This is a genomic window from Aeromonas sp. Y318-1, assembly GCF_027706125.1.
GTDB lineage: Bacteria > Pseudomonadota > Gammaproteobacteria > Enterobacterales > Aeromonadaceae > Aeromonas > Aeromonas hydrophila.
The window spans coordinates 1-22,495 of record NZ_JAPDCM010000005.1 but is presented as its reverse complement, the minus strand read 5'-3'; the positions used below and the strand labels follow the sequence as shown (position 1 = coordinate 22,495).

Sequence of the window (22,495 nt, the reverse complement as noted above, 5' to 3'; positions counted from 1 at the left end):
GCTTGTCGATTCAAGGGTGAGCAACCGGGGCCACAAGCCCGCCCCAGGTCACTGATAACGGGTAAATTTACGCGGATCGAACGCCTCGCGGATCGCCTCGCCAATGAAGGAGACCATGATCAGCACCAGGCTCACCGCCGCCACCACAGAGCTCACGATCCAGATGGCATCCAGGTTGTTGATGCCCTGGGAGAGCAGCTCCCCCCAGCTCGGGGTGGGCGGAGCCAGGCCGAAGCCCAGATAGTCCAGCGCCGTCAGGGTGGATATGTTGCCCACCACGGCAAACGGCGCCAGGGTCACGATCATCATCAGGGTGTTGGGCAGAATGTGGTGGAAGATGATCCGCCCAGTGCCGGCCCCCTGGGCCCGCGCCGCCATCACGTAGTCTCGCGCCCGCTCCTTGTAGGTGAGGGTGCGCATGTACCAGGTGATGCCCATCCAGCCGAACAGCACGTTGATGGCCACGAACAGGCCGAAGTTGGGCTTGGCCAGCGACACCAGGATCATGATGACGTAGAGAAACGGCACCTGGGACCAGATCTCGATAAAGCGCTGCAGCACCAGATCAAACCGCCCGCCGAGGAAGCCCATCATGCAGCCGATGGTGACCCCGATGGCATAACTGGCCACCAGCGCGATGAAGGCAAAGCCGATGGCGATGCGAAAGCCGTAGACCAGCCGTGCCAGCACGTCGCGACCGCTGGTGTCGGTGCCGAGCAGGTGGCGCTCGGCCAGGCTCGGGGCATAGGGTGGGTAGGCGTCCTGCTTGAAATCCTGCTCATAGGGGTTCCAGGGCACCGGCGGCAACACCACCCAATCCCCCTTGCCATCGGCGGCGAATTTGGCTTTTAGCTGGCGATAGTTGGTCTCGTACTCATAATCGAGCCCAAACTGCTGACCCGGGATCACGTCGCCATAGGTGGGAAAATAGAGCTCCCCCTGATAGCTCACCATCAGTGCCCGGCTGTTGACCAAGAGCTCCGCCAACAAGGAAAGCAGCACCAGGGTGGTGAAGATGATGAAGGAGTAGTAACCGCGCTTGATCGACTTGAAACGCTTGAGTTTTTTTAAGGTGACAGGGTTCATGTTCACTCTCCAAACCGCACGCGGGGATCGACCAGGGCAACGCAGATGTCGGAGACGATATTGCCCACCAGCATCAACATGGAGGTGATGGCCAGAATGCCCATCACGGTGGGGTAATCCCGCTCGACGATGGCCTCGTAGCCGAGCAGACCGATGCCGTCGATGTTGAAGATGGTCTCGATGAGAAAGGAGCCGCCGAAGAAGACGGTGAGCACCGATCCTAAGTGACTGGCGATGGGGATCAGGCTGTTGCGCATGGCATGATCGGTCACCGCCTTGCGAAACGGCAGCCCCTTGGCCACGGCGGTACGCACGTAATCCGCCGACAGGTTCTCCATCAGGCTGTTCTTCATGGTCATGGTGAGGATGGCGAAATCACCGATGGCGTAGGCGATGAGCGGCAGCAGGGCATGGGCGAACACGGTGCGGATCTGATCCCAACTGCTCTCCATGCCGTCGAACTCGTCCCCCGGGAAGCCCCCCATGGGCAGCCACTCCAGATGGAACGCGAACACAGTGATGAGGAAGATGCCCACCACGTAGGCGGGCAGCGCATAAGCCATGTAGATGAGCATGGAGCTGAGCGAATCGAAGCGGCTGTTGTGCCTGAGCGCCTTGGCCACCCCGAGCGGAATGGAAACGGCATAACTGAGCAGAAAGGTCGCCAGCCCGAAGAAGGCGGTCACCGGCAACCTGTCCTTGATGAGGCCCCACACCGGCTCGTAATAGCGGGTCGATTCGCCAAGATCCAGCACCGCCAGCTTCTGCAGCCACTCCCAATAGGCGACCAGCATGGGCTTGTCGAGCCCGTAAAAGGCCTTGAGCTCCTCGATCTGCTCGTCGGAGAGCGCCTGCGCCCCCTTGCTGCCGCTGGAGCGGCCCGATTCGTTCTGAGAAACCTGGGCTTGCAACAGCATGCGTTCGACCGGGCCGCCCGGCACGAAGCGGGTGATGGTGAAGACGAGCAGGGTGATACCGAGAAACGTCGGGATGATCAAAAGCATCCGACGTAAGAAATACGACAGCATGGTGGAACCTCGTCCTTGTTGTTCTTTTATGGCCAGTCACATCCGGTGACGGGCCTGTCCTTCCTGGCATTACTCACTGGATAGCCGGTTATTGACAGACTATCCGCTCGGTCACTGTAAAAGCTCTGCAACAAAAATCAAGTAGAACGAAGGGAATGACATGCCCCTTTGGCAAACCGTGGAATTTACTGTGAGTTTTTTATGAAAAAGCCAACTTCAAGATAAAAAACTGCGACATGAACAATTTAAATAACGTTTAAATTTTCAATCAAATTTACAAAAACAGCCAAACAAAAACATCTTTTTTATATAAAACAACAAGATATGATAAAAAAGAATTAAACTATCCTTCTCTATATGGACAAGCTGAAATCCGCTTCGACTATGCAATCTGAACCTCAGCCGAACACGCTACCAAAACAGAAAATAATGCTAAAAAAGTCTTGGTTAACAATATAAAAACTAGCGAGACATCCCCCTTATCGATAAGTTCAAAATTAATCAATAAAATGGAAAGCTCTCATTTTAACATCGATTTCACATCGTAAAATATCATCAAGTCAGAATAAATCGCTGCAAAACCAGAAGTATTAAAACATAGTCAGCTTATTGCGCTCTCCTTCCCCATTCGCACCGCCTCAATTGACGTCAGCCGTCAAAGCTTGATAAGCCTTACGCATCGCTCCAACGAGGGCGGTATGGAAGCAAACAAAAAAACAACCAGGAAGGATATAAGCGATGCTTAGGAAAAGCAGACTCTCTGCTGCCGTAGCGTTTGCCTTGGCGAGCGCGGCAGTAGTAGCCACCCCTGTTTTGGCCGAAGAGGGTCAAAACGTCGAAAAACTCCAGAAGATCAAGGTCACCGGCTCCCGTATCTCGCGCGTCGACGTGGAAGGTGCCACCCCGGTTGTCTCTGTCACCAAAGCCAAGATCGAACAGTCCGGTCAGCAGACCGTGGCAGATTACCTGAAACAGGCCTCCTACAACTCCTTCGGCGGCGTATCTCCCTCCTCCGGTAGCTCCTTCCAGTCCCAGTCTACTGTTGGTCTGCGCGGTCTCGGCTCAGAGCGCACTCTGGTATTGCTCAACGGTAAGCGCGTCGCCGGTTCTCCTACCATGGGTGGTACCTCCATCAACCTCAACACCATACCCATGGCGGCTGTTGAGCGGGTGGAAGTGAACTTGGATGGTGGCTCAGCCATCTATGGTTCTGACGCGATCGGTGGCGTCATCAACGTGGTGCTGAAAGAGGGTTACGAAGGTCTGACCTTCCAAGGGCGAATTGGTAGCCCAAGCGAAGACGGCGGTGACGAAAAGAGCGGTTCCATCGTAGCCGGTATTACCGGTGAAAAAGGCTCCCTGATGACTGTCTATGAGCACGACAAGAAGGACATCATCTACAGCCGTGACCGTGACTACCTCGCCAAACAAGGCAACGAATCACCCAGCGTTTACGGTCGCAACGTGGAAGGCATCACAGGCCTGGACGGCAATGGCGATCCTATCTGGACATATGGCCCGCTGGCAGGTTCCACCAATCCTGATGGCACCTGTAAAGACCCCTTTGTAAACGCTGATGGTGGCTGTAACTTCAATTACGGCCAGGTTGCCGCCAAGACGGCCTCTCGCAGCCGTGACACCCTCTATGTGAATGGCCGATATCACATCAATGACAACGTCGACTTCGTTCCCCAGATCATTGGTTCCCGGGTCGAGAGCTTTAGCCGCTTTGCTCCTGCTGCAGGCGCCTTTACCATAGATCCTGCCAACCCAAAAAATGCGCAGTTTTTCACTGATAACGGTCTGGATGCAGCAGCTACCCAAGGCCTGGGTGAAGCTGCCTATGCCTACTACCGTTTCAACAACGTCGGTACCCGTGACAACTTGGTCACAGACACGACTGGCAGTATGAACCTCGGCTTTGAGGGCACCATCGCCACTGAAAGCGTTGGTGACATGCAGTGGAACGCCGGCTACATGTACTCCAAGACCGACAACAAGGAAAACGGCACTGGCTATGTGCTGAAATCTGCCGCCCAAAAGGCTATCGAGGATGGCAAGTTTGTCGGTGGTGAATTTGATTCCTCCACCACGGCCTCCATGGCCGCCGACACCAGCCGTCGTTCCACTATGGACTTCTACCAGTGGTATGCCGGTGTCCAGTGGGACATGGGAGAGCTGCCGGCAGGGCCGGTCAGCTGGTACGCAGGCGCCGAATACAACGACTGGGTCTATGCCGACAAATACGATGCCCAATCGGAAGCTGGCAACATCATAGGCTCCGCCGGTAACTCCTCTGGTGGTGTTCGTGACGTGACTGCTGCCTACATCGAGTCCCTGGTACCCATCACAGATCAGATTGAGCTCAACGTCGCCGGTCGCTTCGACAAATACAGCGACTTCGGCAGTGCCTTCTCACCCAAGACCAGTCTGCGCTACCAGCCACTGGACAACCTGATGCTACGCACTTCTTGGTCCCGTTCGTTCCGGGCTCCCAGTCTGAGTGACCTTTACTCTGCAGACTCTTTCTCGGCCGACTGGGCCAAGGACTATGTCTACTGCGAAGCAAACGGTATCTCGGCTGCTGCTTGCCCCAACAAACAGTACGATACCACGCGGACTTCAAACGAAAACCTGAAGGAAGAGACCGCAGACACCTGGAACTTCGGCGTGGCTTACAGCCCGCTGGATGACCTGAACCTGTCACTGGACTACTACACGGTCAAAATCACCGACGTCATCCAGTTGAACTCTCTGCAGTCCATCATCTATGACGAACTGAACAACGGCAGCTCCAGCAACATCACTCGTAACAGCCAAGGCAAGATCAAGGGCGCTATCGCTCCCATGGTCAACCTGGGTGAACTGAACACCAGCGGCCTGGATTTCAAGGCTGACTACAAGTACGACCTGAACGTGGCAACCATTCGTTATGACTTCGGTGGTACCTACATCCTGGAATACAAGGAAGGTCTTTATGCCGGTGGGCCGGTTGTAGACAAAATTGGCCAGAACGGCAAGCCGCAGCTGCGCTTCAACTCCGGTGTCGGGGTCAATGTGCCGCAGTGGTGGAACATGGACACCTACCTGAGCGCCAGCTACATCGACTCCCAGAGCCAGGACTACATTGCCGATACCGGTGAGGAAGTGGGTCATATCGCCTCCCAGACCACCTGGAACCTGAACGTCGGTGTGGATGCCCCCTGGGACGGCAAGATCCAGGTCGGTGTGAAGAACATGTTCAACGTAGGTCCATCTCTTGAGAGCGATGGTTTCACCTACGACGAAGATGTGTACAGCATCGATGGTCGTATCTACTACCTCGACTACACCCAGAAGTTTTAATCAACTCCCGTTGAGATATAAACCCAAGCCGGCCCGGTCGGGCCGGCTTTGCCCAACGTCCAAGGAAGTTACGGAGATAGGGTAATCCTATGAAAACAAGGACAATTACAATGAAGAAAGCGCTCCTCGGCAGCCTGGTTTCTGCTGCCTTGCTGACCAGCTTCAATCTGAGTGCCGCCTCTGCCAGCCAGGCAGTGGACGCTCAAGCCGCCACCGACAATGCATCCAAAGTATCCCAGCAGAAGATCGACAACTACGCCGACTCTGCCGAATCCGCCCTCGCCCAGTACAAGGCCGCCCTGCGTCAGGTCGACAGCCTGCGTACCTACAACGAACAGGTAGGCAAAATGGTCGACTCCCAGAGCAGCGAACTGGCCTCGATGCAGCGCCAGATCGCCCAGATCGATCAGACCAGCACCGAAGTGGTGCCGCTGATGCTCAAGATGATCGACTCCCTCGAGCAGTTCGTGGCGCTGGATCTGCCGTTCCAGAAGGTCGAGCGGGAGGATCGCGTCGCGGCTCTGACCGACCTGATGAACCGGGCCGATGTCACCATCTCCGAGAAGTACCGCAAGATCCTGGAGGCCTACCAGATCGAGGAGGGCTTCAGCCGCACCATCGAATCCTACAAGGCCAGTCTGGCCAAGGATGGCGGCGAGAAGACCTACGAGTTCCTGCGCGTCGGCCGCATCGCCCTGCTCTACCAGTCCCCGGACGGCAATGAGACCGGCATGTGGAACAAGAAGACCCGTCAGTGGGAAGAGTTGCCCCAGGAGTATCGCAGTGCAGTGGAACAGGGCCTTCGCATCGCCAAGAAGCAGGCGCCCCCCGCCCTCATCAAGCTGCCGGTTCAAACTGCGGAGAAAGCATCATGAAAGGAATCAAACTTGCCATCGCCTCGCTGATCGCGGGCGCTACCCTGATCACCCTGCCGGTGACCGCCGCCGAGAAACCGGTGGATCTGAACGCCCTGCTCAATCAGGTCAAGGCCGCCAGCACCACCGAATCTCAGCTCAACAAGGAGCGGGAAGCCCGCTTCCTGGCCGACAAGAACGAGCAGACCGCCCTGCTGGCCAAGGCCAAGGCCGAACTGGCCGCCGAAACGGCCAAGGGTGAGCGGCTCAAGGCCACCTTCGATGCCAACGACAAGCAGCTGACCGAGCTGACCGAGACCCTGCGCCAGCGTGCCGGCAACATGGGCGAGATGTTCGGGGTACTGCGCCAGTTCGCCGGCGAGTTCAAGGGGATCTTCAACGCCTCTGCCCGCCGGGTCGAGCATCCGGAGCAGACCGCCCTGCTGACCCGCCTGGCCGAAAGCAAGGAGCTGCCCTCCAGCGATGACCTGACCGCCTTCTGGACCACCACCCTCAGCCGCATGGTCGACGGTGGCAAGGTGAGCCAGATCCCGGCCACCGTGGTCTATGGCGAAGGCAACCAGGCCGAGAAGACCGTCACCCAGATCGGTGAGTTCAACACCGTCTCCGAAGGCAAGTACCTGACCTTCGTGCCGGAGACCGGCAAGTTCGAACAGCTGCCCCGCCAACCCGACAAAGGGGTGCTGGAGCCCATCGCCGACTTTGAACAGGGTGGCGGCGGCGTCAAGCCGATCTTCGTCGACCCGTCCCGCGGCGTGATCCTCTCCCTGCTGGTGCAGTCGCCGACCTTGAAGGAGCGGATCGACCAGGGTGGTGAAGTGGGCTACGTCATCATGGTGCTCGGCGTACTCGGCACCCTGCTGGCGCTGTTCTGCGGCGCTCGCCTCTCCCTCATCGGCGGATCCATGCGCAAGCAGCTCAAATCCGATCAGATCATCAAGGGCAACCCCATCGGCGAGATGCTGGGGGCCTACCAGAGCCATCGTGGCGACAACATCGAGGATCTGGAGTCCAAGCTCGACGAGATCATCCTGCGCAACGTGCCCAAGTTCGAGAAGGGCATCAGCATCATCAAGCTGATCGCCTCGGTCGCGCCGTTGCTGGGTCTGCTGGGTACCGTGGTCGGCATGATCGCCACCTTCCAGGCCATCACCCTGTTCGGCACCGGCGATCCCAAGCTGATGGCGGGCGGTATCTCCGAAGCCCTGGTCACCACCATGCAGGGTCTGGTGGTCGCCGTGCCCATGCTGTTCCTCTACACCATCGTACAGACCCAGAGCCGTCGTCTGATCCAGGTGCTGGAAGAGCAGAGCGCCGGTTTCGTCGCCCGCTACCAGGAACGTCTGCACGCCTCCAAAGCCGCAGCGTAAGGAGTCACCCATGTGGTTCTGGTTGATTGAAGAAGTCGAGTCGGTCCGCCGGTTTCTGGGATTGGGGGGCGACGTACTGGTCGCCCTGTTCTTCCTGACCCTGATGATGTGGGCCCTGCTGCTGGAGCGCTGGTTCTACTTCATGGCGGTCTACCCCAAACAGGTGAAGCAGACCAAGGCCGCCTGGCTGGCCCGCACCGATCACCTCTCCTGGTCCGCCAAGCAGATCCGGCGCGAGCTGGTCTCCCGGGTGGCCATGGCGGTGGACAAGGGGATGCCGGTCATCAAGGTGTTGATCGCCCTCTGCCCGCTGATGGGGCTGCTCGGGACTGTGGTCGGCATGGTGCAGGTGTTCGACACCCTGGCCATCACCGGCACCGGCTCACCGCGGGCGATGGCCTCGGGGATCTCCAAGGCTACGGTACCGACCATGGCAGGCATGATTGCCGCCCTTTCCGGCCTGTTTTTTGTCAACCAGCTCGATCACAAGGCCAAGCTGGCGGTCGAGAAGCTGGAAGACAACCTGAAACACGGTTGATGCAGGATGCACTCCCCCGCCGGGCCCGGCTCTGGCGGGGGCACAGAACAAGCAAGGAGTTTTTGCCATGAGAAAACGTCACAGCGACAGCAGTGCTGATGAGGCGGCCATCGATTTGACCCCCATGCTGGACATAGTGTTCATCATGCTGATCTTCTTCATCGTCACCACCTCGTTCGTCAAGGAGTCCGGCGTGGAGATCAACCGCCCGAGCGCCAGCACGGCCGAGACGGTGAAGAAGGGGAACATCATGGTCGCGGTCCGTGAAAACGGCCAGGTCTGGGTCGACAAGCGCATCGTCGAAGTAGGTGCCGTGCGCGCCAACATCGAGCGGCTGCGAGCCGAAAACCCGGAGAGCGCCGTGGTGATCCAGGCCGATACCGAATCCCGTTCAGGTCTGGTGGTCCAGGTCATGGATCAGATCCGCATGGCCGGTGTCCAGAACATCTCCATCGCGGCGAGCAAGAGCAGCTGATGCCGGAGCGAGCACCATGAGATACCTGATATCGTTGGCGGTCTCCTGTGTGGTGGTGTTCTTCCTGTTTCTGGGAATGAACAAGCTCATCACACCGGATCACCGGGAGTTGGTGGAGAAGGAGGACGTCAGCATGACCGACTTCATCCGCATCAAGCCTCAGGAGACCCTGCAAGAGAGACAACGCGAGCTGCCCAAGCCGCCGCCCCCGAACCGGCCCCCTCCCCCTCCCGAGATGGAAGTGGCCAGCACGGATCGGCCGCAGATGGAGAGCTCGCCGATGGACATGCCCAAACTCGACATCCCGGTCAACATCGGTGGTGGCAACGCCCTCGGTGCCTACAGCACCGGCGGCGGTGGTGGCGGCATGGGTGGCAACAACGGCGCCATTCCGCTGGCGACCTTCGAGCCCATGATGCCCCGCAAGGCGGCGCTGGCCGGCCTCGCCTCCGGCAAGGTACTGGTGGAGTTCACCGTCACCGAGCGCGGCACCGTCAGCAACGTGCGGATCGTCAAGGAGGATCCTCGCAGCTACGACCTCGGCAAGGAGGCCCGCAAGACCATCGCCAAATGGACGTTCAAGCCGGCCATGGTCGATGGCAAACCGCAGGCCACCCGCATGCAGCAAGAAATCGAGTTTGCGGTCAACTAAGGAAGGTGGCGATGAAAAAGTTACATACCCTGATCCTCGCCCCGGTCGCCATGGCGGTGCTGCTCAGCACCGCCGGCTGGGCCGCCGAGCAGCCTGCTCTCTCTGATCGCGCCTACCGCGCGGTCAACAAGGCGCAGGCACTGATCACCGAGAAAAAATACGGCGAGGCCAATGCCAAGCTGCAGGAGGCGCTGTCCGGCGCCGGCGAGCGGGTCTACGACAAGGGGGTCATTTTGCAGACCCTGGGCTTCGTAGCGGCGCAGCAGGAGAAGTACGGTCAGGCGACCAAGTACTTCGCCGACGCCATCGCCACCGGCGGGTTGCCCCAGCCGGTGGCCCAGCAGGTGCGCTACAACCTGGCCCAGCTCTACATGGCGGAGGGCAACTTCAAGGCCTCCATCAGTACCATGAACCAGTGGTTTGCGAGCCTGGGCAAGGACGAGAAGCCGACCCCGCACGCCTACATCACGCTGGCCAACGCCCATGTGCAGCTCAAGCAGTATCGGGAAGCCATTCCGGCGGTGGACAACGCGATCAAGCTCTCCGCGGGCAAGGCGCCGGAGTCCTGGTATCTGCTGAAGATGGCGGCCCACTACGAGCTGAAACAGTACAAGCCGGCCACCGAGGTGCTGACCGCGCTGGTCGACCGCTATCCGGAGAAGAAGAAGTACTGGACCCAGCTGTCGGCCATGCACATGCAGGCTGGCAACGATGGCAAGGCGCTGGCGGCGCTGGAGGGGGCCTACAACCTCGGCATGCTGACCGAGGCGGCCGAATTGCAGCGTCTGGCCAACTACCTGGCCTTCGCCGGCATTCCCCACCGCGCCGCCCGCGTGATGGAGAAGGCGATGAAGGAGGGGACCATCGAGAGCAACGCGGCCAACTACAAGGCGCTGGCCAACTACTGGCACCAGGCCAAGGAGCTGGACCCGGCCATCGATACCCTGGCCAAGTCCTACAAGCTGGCCCCCAACGCCGAGCTGCAGCTCAAGATGGCGCGCATGATGATCCAGAGCAAGCGCTACCAGGATCTGGTGGCCTTCGCCGCCAAGCCCGCCGCCAATGCCAGCGGCGAGCAGCGGGCGGATCTGAAGTTCCTGACCGGGGTCGCCTATTTTGAGCAGCAAAAACCGAAGGAGGCGCTCTCCGCCTTCACGCAGGCTGCCCAGAACGGCAACGTCAGTGGCCGCGCGTCGCCCTGGATCAGCTTCTTGAAGGAGCAGCAGGGCGGCGCCGTCACCCAATAAGCAACCCAGGCGTGCCGGCCCGGGGCATCTGTTCCCGGCATGACACGCAATGACACCCGGCAGGACGGGCACCCTCCCCGCCCTGCCGGTCAACAACAAGGGGGTCACCCCGCAGATTGCCTTGGTGGCAATTGGCCGCTCCCCGGAGCGGTCTTTTTTATGTCCCTGCATTTATTATCCCGCCATAAAAAAATCCGGAGCTTGGGCTCCGGATTGGGTCATTGCCTTGCGAGAGGACTGGCTGAGTACCGACCAGCCCCTCAAGCGGTCATCAGTAGCTGCAAACCAGCTTCCAGCTGCCGTCACCCGCCTTGGGCTCGCTGCTGGTCCACCAGTTGGCCTGCCACACCGCCTTGTTGTTGGTCATCCGATCACCGCCGTTGGCGTGATCCCCCTGCGGCCAGGTCGGATAGGCCTTGTAGGCGGCCGGGTTGACGTTCTGGCTGCTGCAGGTGGCGCCGCCCGGGTTCTCACCGCCACCACTGCTGCCCAATACGGCCTCCGGTAGGGCCGGGAACTCGGCCTTGAGGCCCGCGGTCTGGGTGCCGCTGATGATGCGGATACCGCTCGGCACACCGGCGGCCGGCAGATAGTAGGTCATCGCCACTTCCACGTCGCTGCCCGGCGCCCACGCCTTCCAGGTCGGCAGCGTAAAGGCCGCCTTGTGGAAGTCCTTCTCGTTGGCGATGCCGTCGGAGTTCTGGTTGCCACCGCTCTCCACCACTTTCAGCCCCATCCCGCTCTGGTCGGTGATGGTGTCGGAGGTGGAGGTGGGCACCAGGAACTCGATGCGAGTACCGCCAGGAATGGTCTGGGTCGAGTTGTTGGTGAGCTTCAGGGTCGGGTTGATCGGGTAGTTGGAATCCCCCTCCTTGAAGCCGGAGAGGCTCACCGCGATGTCGAGCTGGGTGGTTGGCGCCGCCAGATCGTTCTGCTTGGTGTTGTACTTGGCTGCCTTGGCGAACTTCTCGTAGGCGAGCGTGGTCAGCGTGCTGCCCATACCGTACTCGTTCTTGGCCGGATCGAAGGCGTAGTCACCCGCCATCTCCCAGAACATGACCCCGCCCAGGCCCCGCTTGACGATGTAGTCGAGCTTGTGGCCCATGGACTCTTCATCTTCGGTGGAGAGGAACACCTTCTTCTCTTCGTTCCACAGCCAAGGTGCCTGCGCCTTGTCATCGTAGTAACGCACGTACTTGCCCTGTATCACGTGAGCCGGGTTGTTGGGATCCAGACCCCAGGCCTGGCCGTAGCTCGGCATGGTGGTGATACCCAGGCTGGCGGCGTTCTCCAGGTTCTTGGCATGCCACATGGGCACGGCGCCACCACCGATCTCCTTGCCGTTCTTGTCGAGATCATGCCAGATGTTGTCGATGCCGACCGCCCCGTTGCCGCACGGAATGGTGCTGCCACCGGTGCCCGGCTGACAATCGCTCTGGCTCGGCAGGGCTGCCTTGCCGGCCAGGCCGTGAGTGCCACCGCTGACCCCTTGCCAGCCGCGGGTGTAGTAAGGCACACCCACGTTGATCTTGCCGGCCGCCAGGGCGCCACGGAAGTAGTGGGCAGACCAGGCCGCGTTGAGGTAGCCGATACCGCCAAACTGGCTCTGGGTATAGACGCCCCAGTGGGCAAGTTCGGCATCAGCCTTGTTGTCAAACAGGGCCGCGTTGTGACCGACGAAGTTGTTCCAGGCGCCGTGGAAGTCGTAGGTCATCAGGTTGACGTAGTCGAGGTACTGGGTGACCTGGAAGTTCTCCATGCCGCGCAGCAGGTAGGCCGAGGCCGGCGAGGCAATGGTCAGCATGTACTTGCGACCATCCTCGCTGCCGGCGCTGTCGAGTTTGCTGCGCAGGGTCTGCATCAGCACCTTGTAGTTGGCAAACAGCTTGCCGCGGCACTGGTTGGAGAGCGGGAAGTCATTGGGGTTGCCCGCATCCTTCATGGAGGTGGGGTATTCGTAGTCGACGTCGACCCCGTCAAAGCCGTACTGACGGATGAAGCTCACCGCCGAGTTGGCAAAGGCGTTGATGCCGTCATTGTTGACCGAGCAGTCACCCTTGGTGGTAGCGGTATAGAAGCCGCGGGTATCGGCCCAGCCCCCCACCGAGATCAGGGTCTTCACGTCCGGATACTGCTTCTTGTACTTCGACAGCAGGTTGAAGTGGCCCTTGTAGGCAAACTCCGGATCCATCTCGGCACCCGGCACGCCGTCCCAGGTCATCTTGGTCGCCGAGTCGTCCACCTTGATGGTGTGGCTCTGCTCGTCCACCGCCGCGAAGGCGTAGTTGATGTGGGTGATCTTGTCCCAGGGGATATCGCTCACCAGATAGGAGGGCAAGCCGTTCTTGCCGGTACGCCAGGAGGTGAAATAACCGATGACCCGACGGGCGTGATCATCCCCCATGCACTCGTAACCGTCCGGGCGGTAGATCTGGCGAATGTCGCAGGAGAGGTTGCCACCGGTAGGCGGCAGGGCTGCCTCTTCCACCTGTACGTCAACCTGGCTCGATTCGCCGCTCAGGTTCTCCTTGTCGGTCGCCACCAGCTTGAGGCCGGCCAGCCCCTTGCTCTGGGGCGTCCAGTTCACCTGCCAGGGGGCACTGGTGTCTTCACCCACCTTCTTGCCATCGACGAACAGCTCGACCTTGGCGACGTCGTTGTTGGCATCGGTGACGTTGCCGCTCACCGCCACGCTGCGACCCAGGGTCACCTTGGCGCCGCTGGCCGGACTGCTGATGCTCACCTTGGGCGCCTCTGGCGCCACCACGGCGGCGACGTTGAAGCTCGAATCCGCCTCGCTCAGCACCTTGCCATCTTTATCCAGTGCCCGTACCTTGAGGGCATGGGCGCCGACACCGGCGGCACTCCAGCTGCCGTTCCAGGGCGAGGCGCTCGCCGTGGCCACCAGCTTGCCGTCGATGAGGTATTCCACCCGAACCAGCGCCGTCACCGGGCCGCTCAGAGTCACCGCCAGCGCGACGCTGGCCCCCTCGTTGAAACTGGCGCCGGCAGCCGGCGAGCTGACGGCTACGCCGAGCGCCGGGGGCGGCACGTCCCCGCCATAGAGTTTCCAGGCATCGGCCCAGACCACACCCACCCCGGGGGCGTAGTGATAGGGCGAGGCCCCGCACCAGCCGGAGTAGGGAAATTCTTTGCACTCATAGAGATTGCCGACGTTGCTGACGATGTCGCCGGCCTTGTAGGCGGTACCGGCCTGATAGGCGGGATAGGCGGCCTGTGCCCAGGCGGGCATGGCAGCCAAAGCCACCAGCATGGCAAGCCTGCTGGGCCTTAGGGTCTGTTGCATATTGTTATCTTCCTTGTTTTGTCTTGGCATTGGTCACCAAGGCAAAGAACAAGCGCAACCTGCGTGATGGGCGCAGACAACTGGCAATGGACCTGCCACAAACATCACCCTCACCCTGGGAAGCCCCGCTATCTGGATCGCACGATCTGAAGACCGGAGGCATTGCGTCCCGGCATCTCGACCGGTTTGCCCTTTACCTGGGTTCCGTGAGGAACAAGCCGAGTATAGGAATCAACCAGCCGAGTCTCAATCTTCATTCTCGAGGAAAAATATGTGGATGCCAGCCAGATCACATTTTCACTGATGTGACGAAATAACTCTTTTGTCATTAATTTCATACTGTTAGCCAAGTCAAAAAAACCGGCATTGCCCTCATTTGTATCCCCGTAATGTGCGTTGGCTCACTGGTATGACATGCCAGAAATGTGACAATGCGCGCCCTTGGCCAATGCGCCAAGGCTATGGAAACACTGGCAAAAAATAAAAAAGGAACAGTTATGAAAGGAACACGTACCCTGCTGTCGCTGGCCGTGGGGCTTGCGCTCGCCTCCCCGTCCGTCTATGCCGCCGGCTTCAGCTGCCCGGCCGACAGTGCCCTCACCCCGATCCCGGTCATTCAGGGCAGCGGCGACAAGAGCCCGCTCATTCCCGCCGACAAGTTCGAAAGCCCCCAGAGCGTCACGGTCAAGGCAGTGGTCTCTGGCCTTGGCGAGAGCCTCAACAAGGGTTTCTACCTGCTGGATGTGCAGGGCGACGGCAACCCCCAGACCTCGGACGGCATCTTCGTCTTCCTGAACGACAAGAACTTCGCCAGCAAGCATCCGGACATCAAGCCGGGTGCCGAAGTCTGCCTGGAGGCCAAGGTCGAGGAGTATTACAACCACACCCAGCTCAAGCCGGTGTTTGACAGCGGTACCCCACGCCTGCAGGTCGTCGCCCAGGGCTCGGTCCCGGCCGCCATCCCGCTGCGGGTGCTGGAAAACGAGACCCTGGCCCGGGCGCTGGAGCGCCACGAAGGGATGCGGGTACGGCTCGACGCCGACAGCGCGCTCAAAATCAGCCGCAACTTCAGCTACGACTACGCCGCCCGACGCAACAACCTGGTGCTCTCCCACCAGGCACCGCTGATGAAACCGACCCAGCTGCACGATGCCGACAGCAAGGCCGCCAAGGCGCTGGCCAAGGCCAACGCCGGCAACCGGGTGTTCCTCGAATCGGACTTCAAGGCCGCCGACGGCAAACTGCCCTGGCTGCCGGCCTGGGAGCCGGAGCAGGGTTACCTGCGCATCGGCGATGCCCCGGTCAATCTGGACGCCATGGTGGGTTACAGCTACAACGAGTACCGGCTGATCGTGCCGCAGGATCAGGTGATCACTGCCGGCGATCTGCTGCGCACCAGCGACAACGACCGCCAGAGCGCCCCGGCCCGTGCCGACGGTACCGATCTGCGCGTCGGCAGCTTCAACGTGCTCAACTACTTCACCAGCCACTCCAGCGTGGGCGGTGCCCTCAACGTGCTGTGCAAGGATCAGGCGGATGCGGACAGCGCCAAGGGCTGCAACCGCGGCGCCAAGAACCTGGAAGATTTCCAGAAACAGCGCGCCAAGATCGTCAATGCCATCACCGAGATGGATGCCGACCTGCTTGGCCTGATGGAGATGGAGAACAACGGCTTTGACAGCCACTCCGCCATCAGCGACCTGGTACAGGCCCTCAACGCCCAGCAGAAAGAGGCGGGCAAGCAGTACGCCTTCGTCACCCTGCCCAAGGCGCTGCTGCAGGGCGAGCACTACTTCGGTGGCGACGCCATCATGGTGGCCATGATCTACCGGCCGGCCAAGCTGGCACCGCAAGGGGACGCCAACGTCATCACCCTGCCGGTGCAGAAGTACCTGGATGCCAAAGGGGTCGAGAAACAGGCCTCCCAGCGTGACTCCCTGGTGCAGACCTTCACCGTTGAAGGCAGCAAGGATCCGCTGACCCTGGTGGTCAACCACCTGAAGTCCAAGGGTTCAGGCTGTCTCGAGAACCTGGATGGCAAGGAGCCGGCCGATCTGCAGGGCAAGTGCACCGAGTTTCGGGTCAGCGCCGCCAAGGTGCTGGGCGAGGCGGTGAACAAGCTGCCCGGTCAGGTGCTGCTGGTGGGCGACTTCAACTCCTACGCCCGGGAAGATGCGATCCGGGTGCTGACCGACTATGTGCCGACCGACGGTCAGCGCAAGATAGTCTCCGCCTCCCAGACCTTCCTCGGTGACCAGGTCTTTGAGCAGACCGGCAGCGAAGTGGCCAAGAGCTACGGCCTGGTGGACATGAACGTCAAGTTCAACAAGGAGAAGGCCATCTCCTACAGCTACGAGGCCGAGCTCGGCACTCTGGACTATGCCCTCGCCAACCCGGCGCTGGCCGGCAAGGTGATCGCCGTGGCCGACTGGCACATCAACTCGTTCGAGAGCAACCTGTTCGAGTACGGCCGGGACTTCACCGGCGACATGATCAAGTCTGACAACCCGTTCAGCGCCTCCGACCACGACCCCATCATCGTCGACCTCAAGCTGAAAGAGGAGAGCAACGGCGGTGGCGGTGCCATGGGCGCCCTGCTGCTGGCACTGCTGCCGCTGGCCTGGCGTCGTCGCCACGGCTGATGACTCATCGCCATCAAACCAAAAGCCCGCAGCGATGCGGGCTTTTTATCGGCCGGCCGGCACAACCGGTGTGCCGAGCACAAAACAAAAAGGCCACCGCAGTGCGGTGGCCTTTTCTACTTTCGTTACGAAAGATGGTGGAGCTACGCGGGATCGAACCGCGGACCTCTTGCATGCCATGCAAGCGCTCTCCCAGCTGAGCTATAACCCCTTGGATTCCAGATTGTTCGAGGAGAATTTGGTGGAGCTACGCGGGATCGAACCGCGGACCTCTTGCATGCCATGCAAGCGCTCTCCCAGCTGAGCTATAACCCCAACTCACCTCGGCGCTACCAAAGTTATCTCCGGCAACGGAGGCGCATGATAGGCACCGACCGCTTTGCTGTCAACCCAAAAATAACGCCGATTCGCGCGTTTAGTCAAAATTCAAGCAGTTAGCCGATTTAACCGGCAATGACACAGCTATCTCGCTGTTTTATGTCACAAAACCGGCCTTTGGCCAAAAACAAAGGGCCCCCGTACGGGAGCCCTTTCTCAAGCACTGGCTGGCGCTTATTCGGCGGCCATGCGCGCTTCGATATACGCCAAAGCGCGGTCGATGCGGGCAAGAACCCGCTCCTTACCCACCAGCGCCATCACGGCGTCGATGGCAGGGGACTGACCGAGACCGGTGACCGCCACACGCAGCGGCATGCCGACCTTGCCCATGCCCTGACCCAGCTCGGCGGCGGTCGCTTCAATCAGCTCGTGCAGCGCTTCGGTAGTCCAGCTATCCAGGGCAGCCAGCTTGGCCTTGGCCAGGGTCAGCGGCTCGGCAGCCACGCCGCGCAGATGCTTCTTGGCAGCCGCTTCGTCGATGGCCTCAAAATCTTCGAACAGGTAGCGGCTCTGGGCGGCCATCTCGACCAGGGTGTTGCAGCGCTCGGCCAGCAGAGTCACCACCTCTGGCAGTGACGGGCCCTTGCTGGTATCGATCTTCTGGTCGGCCATGTGCCAGGCCAGATGCTTGGCCACATAGACCGGATCCAGGCTGCGCATGTAGTGGTTGTTCAGCCACAGCAGCTTGTCGGTGTTGAAGGCGGAGGCAGACTTGGAGATGGCATCCAGGCTGAACAGCTTGATCATCTCGTCCAGGCTGAAGATCTCCTGATCGCCGTGGGACCAGCCCAGACGCACCAGATAGTTCAGCAGCGCTTCCGGCAGGTAACCGTCGTCGCGGTACTGCATCACGGAGACCGCACCGTGGCGCTTGGAGAGCTTGGCGCCGTCGTCACCCAGGATCATGGAGACGTGGGCAAACTCCGGTACCGGCGCGTTCAGCGCCTTGTAGATGTTGATCTGGCGCGGGGTGTTGTTGATGTGGTCTTCGCCACGCACCACGTGGGTGATCTCCATGTCCCAGTCATCGACCACCACACAGAAGTTGTAGGTCGGCGCGCCGTCGGTACGGCGGATGATCAGATCGTCCAGCTCGGTGTTGGCGAACTCGATGCGGCCACGGACGTGGTCATCGAACACCACGGAGCCTTCGGTCGGGTTGCGGAAGCGAATAACGTGCGGCGCATCGGCCGGGTGATCGTGGGCGTGATCGCGGCACTTGCCGTCATAGCGGGGCTTCTCGCCGTTGGCCATCTGGCCTTCGCGCAGCGCTTCCAGCCGCTCCTTGGAGCAGTAGCACTTGTAGGCACGGCCGTCAGCCAGCATCTCGTCGATCAGGCCGTTGTAGCGATCGAAGCGCTTGGTCTGGTAGTAGGGGCCCTCATCCCAGTTCAGCTCCAGCCATTCCATGCCCTCAATGATGGCGTCGATCGCCTCCTGAGTGGAACGTTCCAGGTCGGTATCCTCGATACGCAGCACGAACTCACCGCCCTGGTTCTTTGCAAACAACCAGGAATAGAGTGCGGTACGGGCACCGCCGACATGCAAAAAGCCGGTCGGGCTGGGAGCAAAACGGGTTTTGACTTTCATCTTTAAGCCTTGTGTAGAGGGCCTTGGGCCAATTCGTTAAAAAAACCGTCGCATTTTAGCACCGACAATGACGGATGGGAAAACCATGCAGCCGCAGCGGGCAAAAGTAGGGGGTTACACAGGCGTCCCGGCCGCTTGCCACCTGATATTTGAAGGGGATCGCAAAACAAAATCCCGGTTTCCGTTTTGCTATGACAAGTGTTGGAGAGCTGCCTCCTCCGGCCGATATCCAAATAACGCTCACCAACAAGGAAGAGACGATGCAGTTCCGTTCTATCCAGAATCGCATTCTGGTGATGGCCGGGATCGCCATGACCGCCGCCCTGGTCATCCTGATCCTGCTCAACCAGTACTCGGGTCAACAGACCCAGAAGCTGACCATCAGCTCCAGCCGCGCCGCCCTGCAGCAGGAGGCATGGCAGAAGGTCAGCGCCAACGCCCGTGCCGAGGCCGCCACCATCACCCAGTTGCTGCAAAAGGGGCTCTCCTATACCCAGCAGATGGCCAGCACCCTCGCCCTGCAGCAGGAGGGCAAACTGCCGCTGGATCGCCAGCAGGCCACCGACCTACTCAAGGCCCAGCTCGCCCTCGAACCCCAGCTCTACGGCGCCTTCGCCGGCTTCGAACCCAACGGCTTCGACGGCCAGGATGCCAGCTTCGCCGGCCAGACGGCGCTGGGCAGTGACAGCAAGGGACGCTTCGTGCCCTACTTCTATCGCGACAAGGAGAGCATCGGCACCGACCTGCTGCTCTCCATCGAGAAGAGCGATCCGGACGAGTTCGGCAATCCGGCCAACGACTACTACGCCTGCCCGAAACGGGAGGGACGCTCCTGCCTCATCGACCCCTTCAAGGTGGACATCAACGGCCAGCAGGTGCTGGTGAGCACCATCACCACCCCCATCATGGTGGGCGGCCAGTTCAAGGGGATCGCCGCGCTCGATCTGGCGGTGGACTCCATCAGCCGTCAGGCCCAGTCCCTCAACAGCAACATCTATGACGGCAAGGGCGAGACCCTGATCGTCAGCGCTGCCGGCGTCATCACCGGCACCAGCGGTGATGCCAGCCTGCTCGGCAGCCGCGCCGACAAACTGCTTGGCAACGGCTGGCAGCAGTACCTCAAACCCGAGGTACAGCGCCAGGAGCTCGACGATGCGTTTCGTATCTCGGTGCCCATCGCGGTGCCTGGCATGAGCCGCAACTGGGCCATCATCGTCACCCTGCCCTACAAGGTGGTGCTGGCCGGGGCCGACCAGCTGGAAGCCCAGCTGAGCGACATGAACCGGGCCGCCATGACCCAGCAACTGGTGGGCGCCGTCGTCGTGCTGGTGCTGGCGCTGGCCACCATGCTGGTGATTGCCCGCAGCATCACCGGCCCCATCCGCCAGATGGTCAGCCTGGTGGATGACATCGCCGATGGCGAAGGGGATCTCACCAAGCGGCTCAGTACCCAGTCCCGCGATGAATTGGGGGATCTGGCCAAGGGCATCAACCGCTTTATCGACAAGCTGCAGGTGCTGCTGGGGGATGTGCTCAAGACCGCCAGCGAGGTCAACCGTCACGCCGGCGACACGGATCGCATCGCCGGCCAGACCGACACCAACCTGCAGCACCACCAGGCAGAGATGGAGCAGATGCTGACCGCGGTGCAGGAGATGTCCTACGTCAGCCAGGAGGTAGCGACCCACGCCAACAACACCGCCGACTCGGCCAAGCAGGCCCAGGGGGCGGCGGATCAGGGCAAGGTACGCTTCCAGCAGGTGATCCAGTCGATGCACAAGGTGGCCGCCGAGGCCGGCAAGGGGGCCGAGGTAGTCGAGGGGCTGGCCCACGACAGCGAGCAGATCACCAGCATCCTCACTGTCATTCAGGGGATCGCCGATCAGACCAACCTGCTGGCGCTGAACGCCGCCATCGAGGCGGCCCGGGCCGGCGAGCAGGGCCGCGGCTTTGCGGTGGTGGCCGACGAGGTACGCAAGCTGGCGGGCAACACCCAGCAGGCGGTGCAGAATACCCAGGAGCTGATCGAGAAGATCCGCCACAGCTCGGCCAACGCGGTCAACGCCATCAACCAGAGCCAGCAGCTGACCCATCAGGCGGTGGGCGAGGCGGATCTGGCGGAAGAGGCGCTCGGCAGCATCTATCAGGCCATCTCCACCATCAACGACATGACCTACCAGATCGCCTCCGCTGCCGAAGAGCAGAGCTCGGTTTCCGAGACCGTCTCCGGCAACCTGTCAAAAACCAACGCACTGGCCAACGACATCGCACTGGATGCGACCGAAACGGCCAAAGCCAGCCAGGCGTTGCGCCAGGCGGCCGAGCGTTTACAGCAATTACTGGGACAATTTCGTCTCAGCTGATAATTTTCCACCTCAGGACTCTCCCCCTCGGGGGCGAGTCCGTTTACCATAGGCACGAATTTGCCTGATGGCAGGCAATGTAGTGAGAGGTAAATGCCGTGCCCACCCCGGACCGTCGCCCCCGTGGCCACAACAGACGAGCCCAGCAGCGTCGCCAAGACGAATCACAAGGATCCCTGCTCCATCGTATCAATGCCGCCACCCTGCCCCTGCGTCAACGCATCGGCCAGGGCATGAGCGGACTTGGCCAACGCGGCCAGGAAGCCAAAACAGGCAAGTTCAAGCTGGCCAGCCCGCTGCCGCGCAAGCACACCATAGGGCTGCTGATCCTGATCCCGCTCTGGTTGCTGGTGCTGGCCTGGGAGCCGGCCGCCCCCGCGCCCAAAGCCGCGCCGTCCGGTTCGCTGGCGGTCCCCATCGCCGTACCGGCGCAGGCCCTCACCGTCGGCAATGGCGCCGCAGGCAGTGCGCCGGCTGCTGCCAAACCGGTGGAAGAGAAGGTGGATGGCACCTGGCTGCAGCACGACGTGCAAGCCGGCGAGACTCTCTACTCCATCTTCCGCAAGTTCGAGCTGCCGGGCGCCGAGCTCAGCCGCCTGATCGCCATCGAAGGGCCTGATCGGCCGCTGACCCGCCTGCAATCGGGCCGGGCCGTGTTCATCCTGATCGATGATACCCGCCGCATCCAGCGGGTCGAGATCCGCTCCTACGGTCAGGCCATCTACCGCTACGACCGACAGGGCGAAGGATTCGCCCTCAAGGAATGAAACAACGGGAGGCCTGGTGCCTCCCGTTTTTTTGACCTGAATCCATGAAATAAGCCGCTGAGTTCACAATATTTTTAGCTTGCTCAAAAAATGAAAAGTGCCAAATTGACAAGGGATCGCGCTCACGTACAATCGTTTGTGCTTTAGACAGGGATTGTTCTACATGCTACTGGGACAAATTGACGTGGTCAGTCATGCTTCAACCCCTGATTTCTAGGCAAATGCTGCCCAACAAGGCTTAGTTTCATTTTGTTATAGATAGGACTTACCACATGTCTGACATTCGCACCGGCCAAGTAAAATGGTTCAATGAGACCAAGGGTTTTGGCTTCATCGAGCAATCCCAGGGACCGGACGTTTTCGTTCACTTCTCCTCCATCCAGAGCGCCGGTTTCAAGACCCTGGCTGAAGGTCAAAAAGTCCAGTTCACTGTGACCCAGGGCAAAAAAGGCCCTCAGGCTGAGAACGTTACCCTGCTCTAAGCCACGCCAGTGAGCCTGTAGGAGGAGCCATCGGCCCTCCTATTTTTTTGCCCACCGTTTCCCCTTCCCCGCCACGCTCACAAGCCTGCCCGCAGCAACAGCAACCCTCCCCACGACAATCATAAGCTTGCCTATAACCACAGCCCTCCCCAGCACCTGCGCACGAAGCGGCTACAGAAGACATGGGCCTGATCTGGCTGAACGCCGGACACGGCAAATCATCGCGGCGCGATATGATGGGCAATTCAAAGGGATGATGAGAACTTCGAAGAGAGATTGGAGCGGGAAACGAGACTCGAACTCGCGACCCCGACCTTGGCAAGGTCGTGCTCTACCAACTGAGCTATTCC

15 protein-coding genes, 2 tRNA genes and 1 riboswitch are annotated in these 22,495 nt (G+C 60.4%); of the genes, 11 read left to right on the top strand and 6 right to left on the bottom strand.

The features are described from left to right. Positions 1 to 48: 48 nt before the first annotated feature. Together OKB87_RS08895 and OKB87_RS08890 are read right to left on the bottom strand one after the other, a co-directional pair. Positions 49 to 1,092: an ABC transporter permease gene (locus OKB87_RS08895; RefSeq protein WP_161785144.1), complete on the bottom strand. Its 1,044-nt coding sequence runs from the start codon at positions 1,090 to 1,092 to the stop codon at positions 49 to 51. Further along, on the bottom strand, positions 1,089 to 2,114 hold the full coding sequence (locus OKB87_RS08890; protein WP_011707197.1) for an ABC transporter permease subunit: 1,026 nt from the start codon (positions 2,112 to 2,114) through the stop codon (positions 1,089 to 1,091). The genes OKB87_RS08895 and OKB87_RS08890 overlap by 4 nt, the downstream gene beginning before the upstream one ends. A 738-nt stretch (positions 2,115 to 2,852) precedes the next feature. Between OKB87_RS08890 and OKB87_RS08885 the strand changes: the two genes are divergently transcribed. From OKB87_RS08885 to OKB87_RS08855, 7 genes are all read left to right on the top strand, one after another. Beyond that, positions 2,853 to 5,459, top strand: coding sequence for a TonB-dependent receptor plug domain-containing protein (locus tag OKB87_RS08885; RefSeq protein ID WP_270827175.1), 2,607 nt, complete (start codon positions 2,853 to 2,855; stop codon positions 5,457 to 5,459). 110 nt (positions 5,460 to 5,569) lie between these two features. Then, positions 5,570 to 6,334, top strand: a complete 765-nt coding sequence (locus tag OKB87_RS08880; RefSeq protein ID WP_016351821.1) for a DUF3450 domain-containing protein — start codon at positions 5,570 to 5,572, stop codon at positions 6,332 to 6,334. Further along, positions 6,331 to 7,704, top strand: a complete 1,374-nt coding sequence (locus OKB87_RS08875; RefSeq protein ID WP_045789104.1) for a MotA/TolQ/ExbB proton channel family protein — start codon at positions 6,331 to 6,333, stop codon at positions 7,702 to 7,704. Before OKB87_RS08880 ends, OKB87_RS08875 begins: the two co-directional genes overlap by 4 nt. A gap of 10 nt (positions 7,705 to 7,714) precedes the next feature. Beyond that, positions 7,715 to 8,242, top strand: coding sequence for a MotA/TolQ/ExbB proton channel family protein (locus OKB87_RS08870; protein WP_029304345.1), 528 nt, complete (start codon positions 7,715 to 7,717; stop codon positions 8,240 to 8,242). 67 nt (positions 8,243 to 8,309) lie between these two features. Next, positions 8,310 to 8,717: an ExbD/TolR family protein gene (locus OKB87_RS08865; RefSeq protein ID WP_010633018.1), complete on the top strand. Its 408-nt coding sequence runs from the start codon at positions 8,310 to 8,312 to the stop codon at positions 8,715 to 8,717. 16 nt (positions 8,718 to 8,733) lie between these two features. Further along, positions 8,734 to 9,369 carry an energy transducer TonB gene (locus tag OKB87_RS08860; RefSeq protein ID WP_024943514.1) on the top strand — a complete coding sequence of 212 codons (636 nt, stop codon included), beginning with the start codon at positions 8,734 to 8,736 and terminating at the stop codon, positions 9,367 to 9,369. 11 nt (positions 9,370 to 9,380) lie between these two features. Continuing rightward, positions 9,381 to 10,616, top strand: coding sequence for a tetratricopeptide repeat protein (locus OKB87_RS08855; protein ID WP_024943513.1), 1,236 nt, complete (start codon positions 9,381 to 9,383; stop codon positions 10,614 to 10,616). 271 nt (positions 10,617 to 10,887) lie between these two features. On the opposite strand, the gene OKB87_RS08850 is transcribed toward OKB87_RS08855, so the two are convergent. Beyond that, positions 10,888 to 13,923: a glycosyl hydrolase family 18 protein gene (locus tag OKB87_RS08850; RefSeq protein WP_429169301.1), complete on the bottom strand. Its 3,036-nt coding sequence runs from the start codon at positions 13,921 to 13,923 to the stop codon at positions 10,888 to 10,890. A gap of 115 nt (positions 13,924 to 14,038) precedes the next feature. Further along, positions 14,039 to 14,124, bottom strand: a riboswitch (cyclic di-GMP riboswitch). A 296-nt stretch (positions 14,125 to 14,420) separates the two neighbouring features. Between OKB87_RS08850 and OKB87_RS08845 the strand changes: the two genes are divergently transcribed. Continuing rightward, complete coding sequence (locus OKB87_RS08845) at positions 14,421 to 16,565, top strand: ExeM/NucH family extracellular endonuclease (protein WP_270827174.1); 2,145 nt, start codon at positions 14,421 to 14,423, stop codon at positions 16,563 to 16,565. 135 nt (positions 16,566 to 16,700) lie between these two features. Here the strand turns inward: OKB87_RS08845 and OKB87_RS08840 are convergent. The 3 genes from OKB87_RS08840 to gltX form a co-directional block, all read right to left on the bottom strand. Next, positions 16,701 to 16,776, bottom strand: a tRNA-Ala gene (locus tag OKB87_RS08840). Positions 16,777 to 16,804: 28 nt separating this feature from the next. Continuing rightward, positions 16,805 to 16,880, bottom strand: a tRNA-Ala gene (locus OKB87_RS08835). 237 nt (positions 16,881 to 17,117) lie between these two features. Continuing rightward, on the bottom strand, positions 17,118 to 18,533 hold the full coding sequence (gltX, locus tag OKB87_RS08830) for a glutamate--tRNA ligase (protein ID WP_270827173.1): 1,416 nt from the start codon (positions 18,531 to 18,533) through the stop codon (positions 17,118 to 17,120). Between the two features lie 260 nt (positions 18,534 to 18,793). On the opposite strand from gltX, the gene OKB87_RS08825 reads away from it, so the two are divergent. The 3 genes from OKB87_RS08825 (at position 18,794) to OKB87_RS08815 (ending at position 22,145) form a co-directional block, all read left to right on the top strand. Further along, the gene (locus OKB87_RS08825; protein ID WP_270827172.1) at positions 18,794 to 20,896 is read left to right on the top strand and encodes a methyl-accepting chemotaxis protein; all 2,103 of its coding nucleotides are present in this window, start codon (positions 18,794 to 18,796) and stop codon (positions 20,894 to 20,896) included. Positions 20,897 to 20,994: 98 nt separating this feature from the next. After that, positions 20,995 to 21,663 (top strand): LysM-like peptidoglycan-binding domain-containing protein, encoded by a 669-nt coding sequence (locus OKB87_RS08820; RefSeq protein WP_043120832.1) that lies wholly within the window; start codon positions 20,995 to 20,997, stop codon positions 21,661 to 21,663. A 272-nt stretch (positions 21,664 to 21,935) separates the two neighbouring features. Further along, a complete protein-coding gene (locus OKB87_RS08815) occupies positions 21,936 to 22,145 on the top strand; it encodes a cold-shock protein (RefSeq protein WP_011707209.1) in 210 nt (69 codons plus the stop codon). The last annotated feature ends 350 nt before the right edge of the window (positions 22,146 to 22,495 follow it).

What these genes read in the sequence shown, in the direction of transcription:
- OKB87_RS08890 (WP_011707197.1), bottom strand. Translation starts at nt 2,114, where the DNA reads ATGCTGTCGTATTTCTTACGTCGGATGCTTTTGATCATCCCGACGTTT.
- OKB87_RS08885 (WP_270827175.1), top strand. Translation starts at nt 2,853, where the DNA reads ATGCTTAGGAAAAGCAGACTCTCTGCTGCCGTAGCGTTTGCCTTGGCG.
- OKB87_RS08880 (WP_016351821.1), top strand. Translation starts at nt 5,570, where the DNA reads ATGAAGAAAGCGCTCCTCGGCAGCCTGGTTTCTGCTGCCTTGCTGACC.
- OKB87_RS08875 (WP_045789104.1), top strand. Translation starts at nt 6,331, where the DNA reads ATGAAAGGAATCAAACTTGCCATCGCCTCGCTGATCGCGGGCGCTACC.
- OKB87_RS08870 (WP_029304345.1), top strand. Translation starts at nt 7,715, where the DNA reads ATGTGGTTCTGGTTGATTGAAGAAGTCGAGTCGGTCCGCCGGTTTCTG.
- OKB87_RS08865 (WP_010633018.1), top strand. Translation starts at nt 8,310, where the DNA reads ATGAGAAAACGTCACAGCGACAGCAGTGCTGATGAGGCGGCCATCGAT.
- OKB87_RS08860 (WP_024943514.1), top strand. Translation starts at nt 8,734, where the DNA reads ATGAGATACCTGATATCGTTGGCGGTCTCCTGTGTGGTGGTGTTCTTC.
- OKB87_RS08855 (WP_024943513.1), top strand. Translation starts at nt 9,381, where the DNA reads ATGAAAAAGTTACATACCCTGATCCTCGCCCCGGTCGCCATGGCGGTG.
- OKB87_RS08850 (WP_429169301.1), bottom strand. Translation starts at nt 13,923, where the DNA reads ATGCAACAGACCCTAAGGCCCAGCAGGCTTGCCATGCTGGTGGCTTTG.
- OKB87_RS08845 (WP_270827174.1), top strand. Translation starts at nt 14,421, where the DNA reads ATGAAAGGAACACGTACCCTGCTGTCGCTGGCCGTGGGGCTTGCGCTC.
- gltX (WP_270827173.1), bottom strand. Translation starts at nt 18,533, where the DNA reads ATGAAAGTCAAAACCCGTTTTGCTCCCAGCCCGACCGGCTTTTTGCAT.
- OKB87_RS08825 (WP_270827172.1), top strand. Translation starts at nt 18,794, where the DNA reads ATGCAGTTCCGTTCTATCCAGAATCGCATTCTGGTGATGGCCGGGATC.
- OKB87_RS08815 (WP_011707209.1), top strand. Translation starts at nt 21,936, where the DNA reads ATGTCTGACATTCGCACCGGCCAAGTAAAATGGTTCAATGAGACCAAG.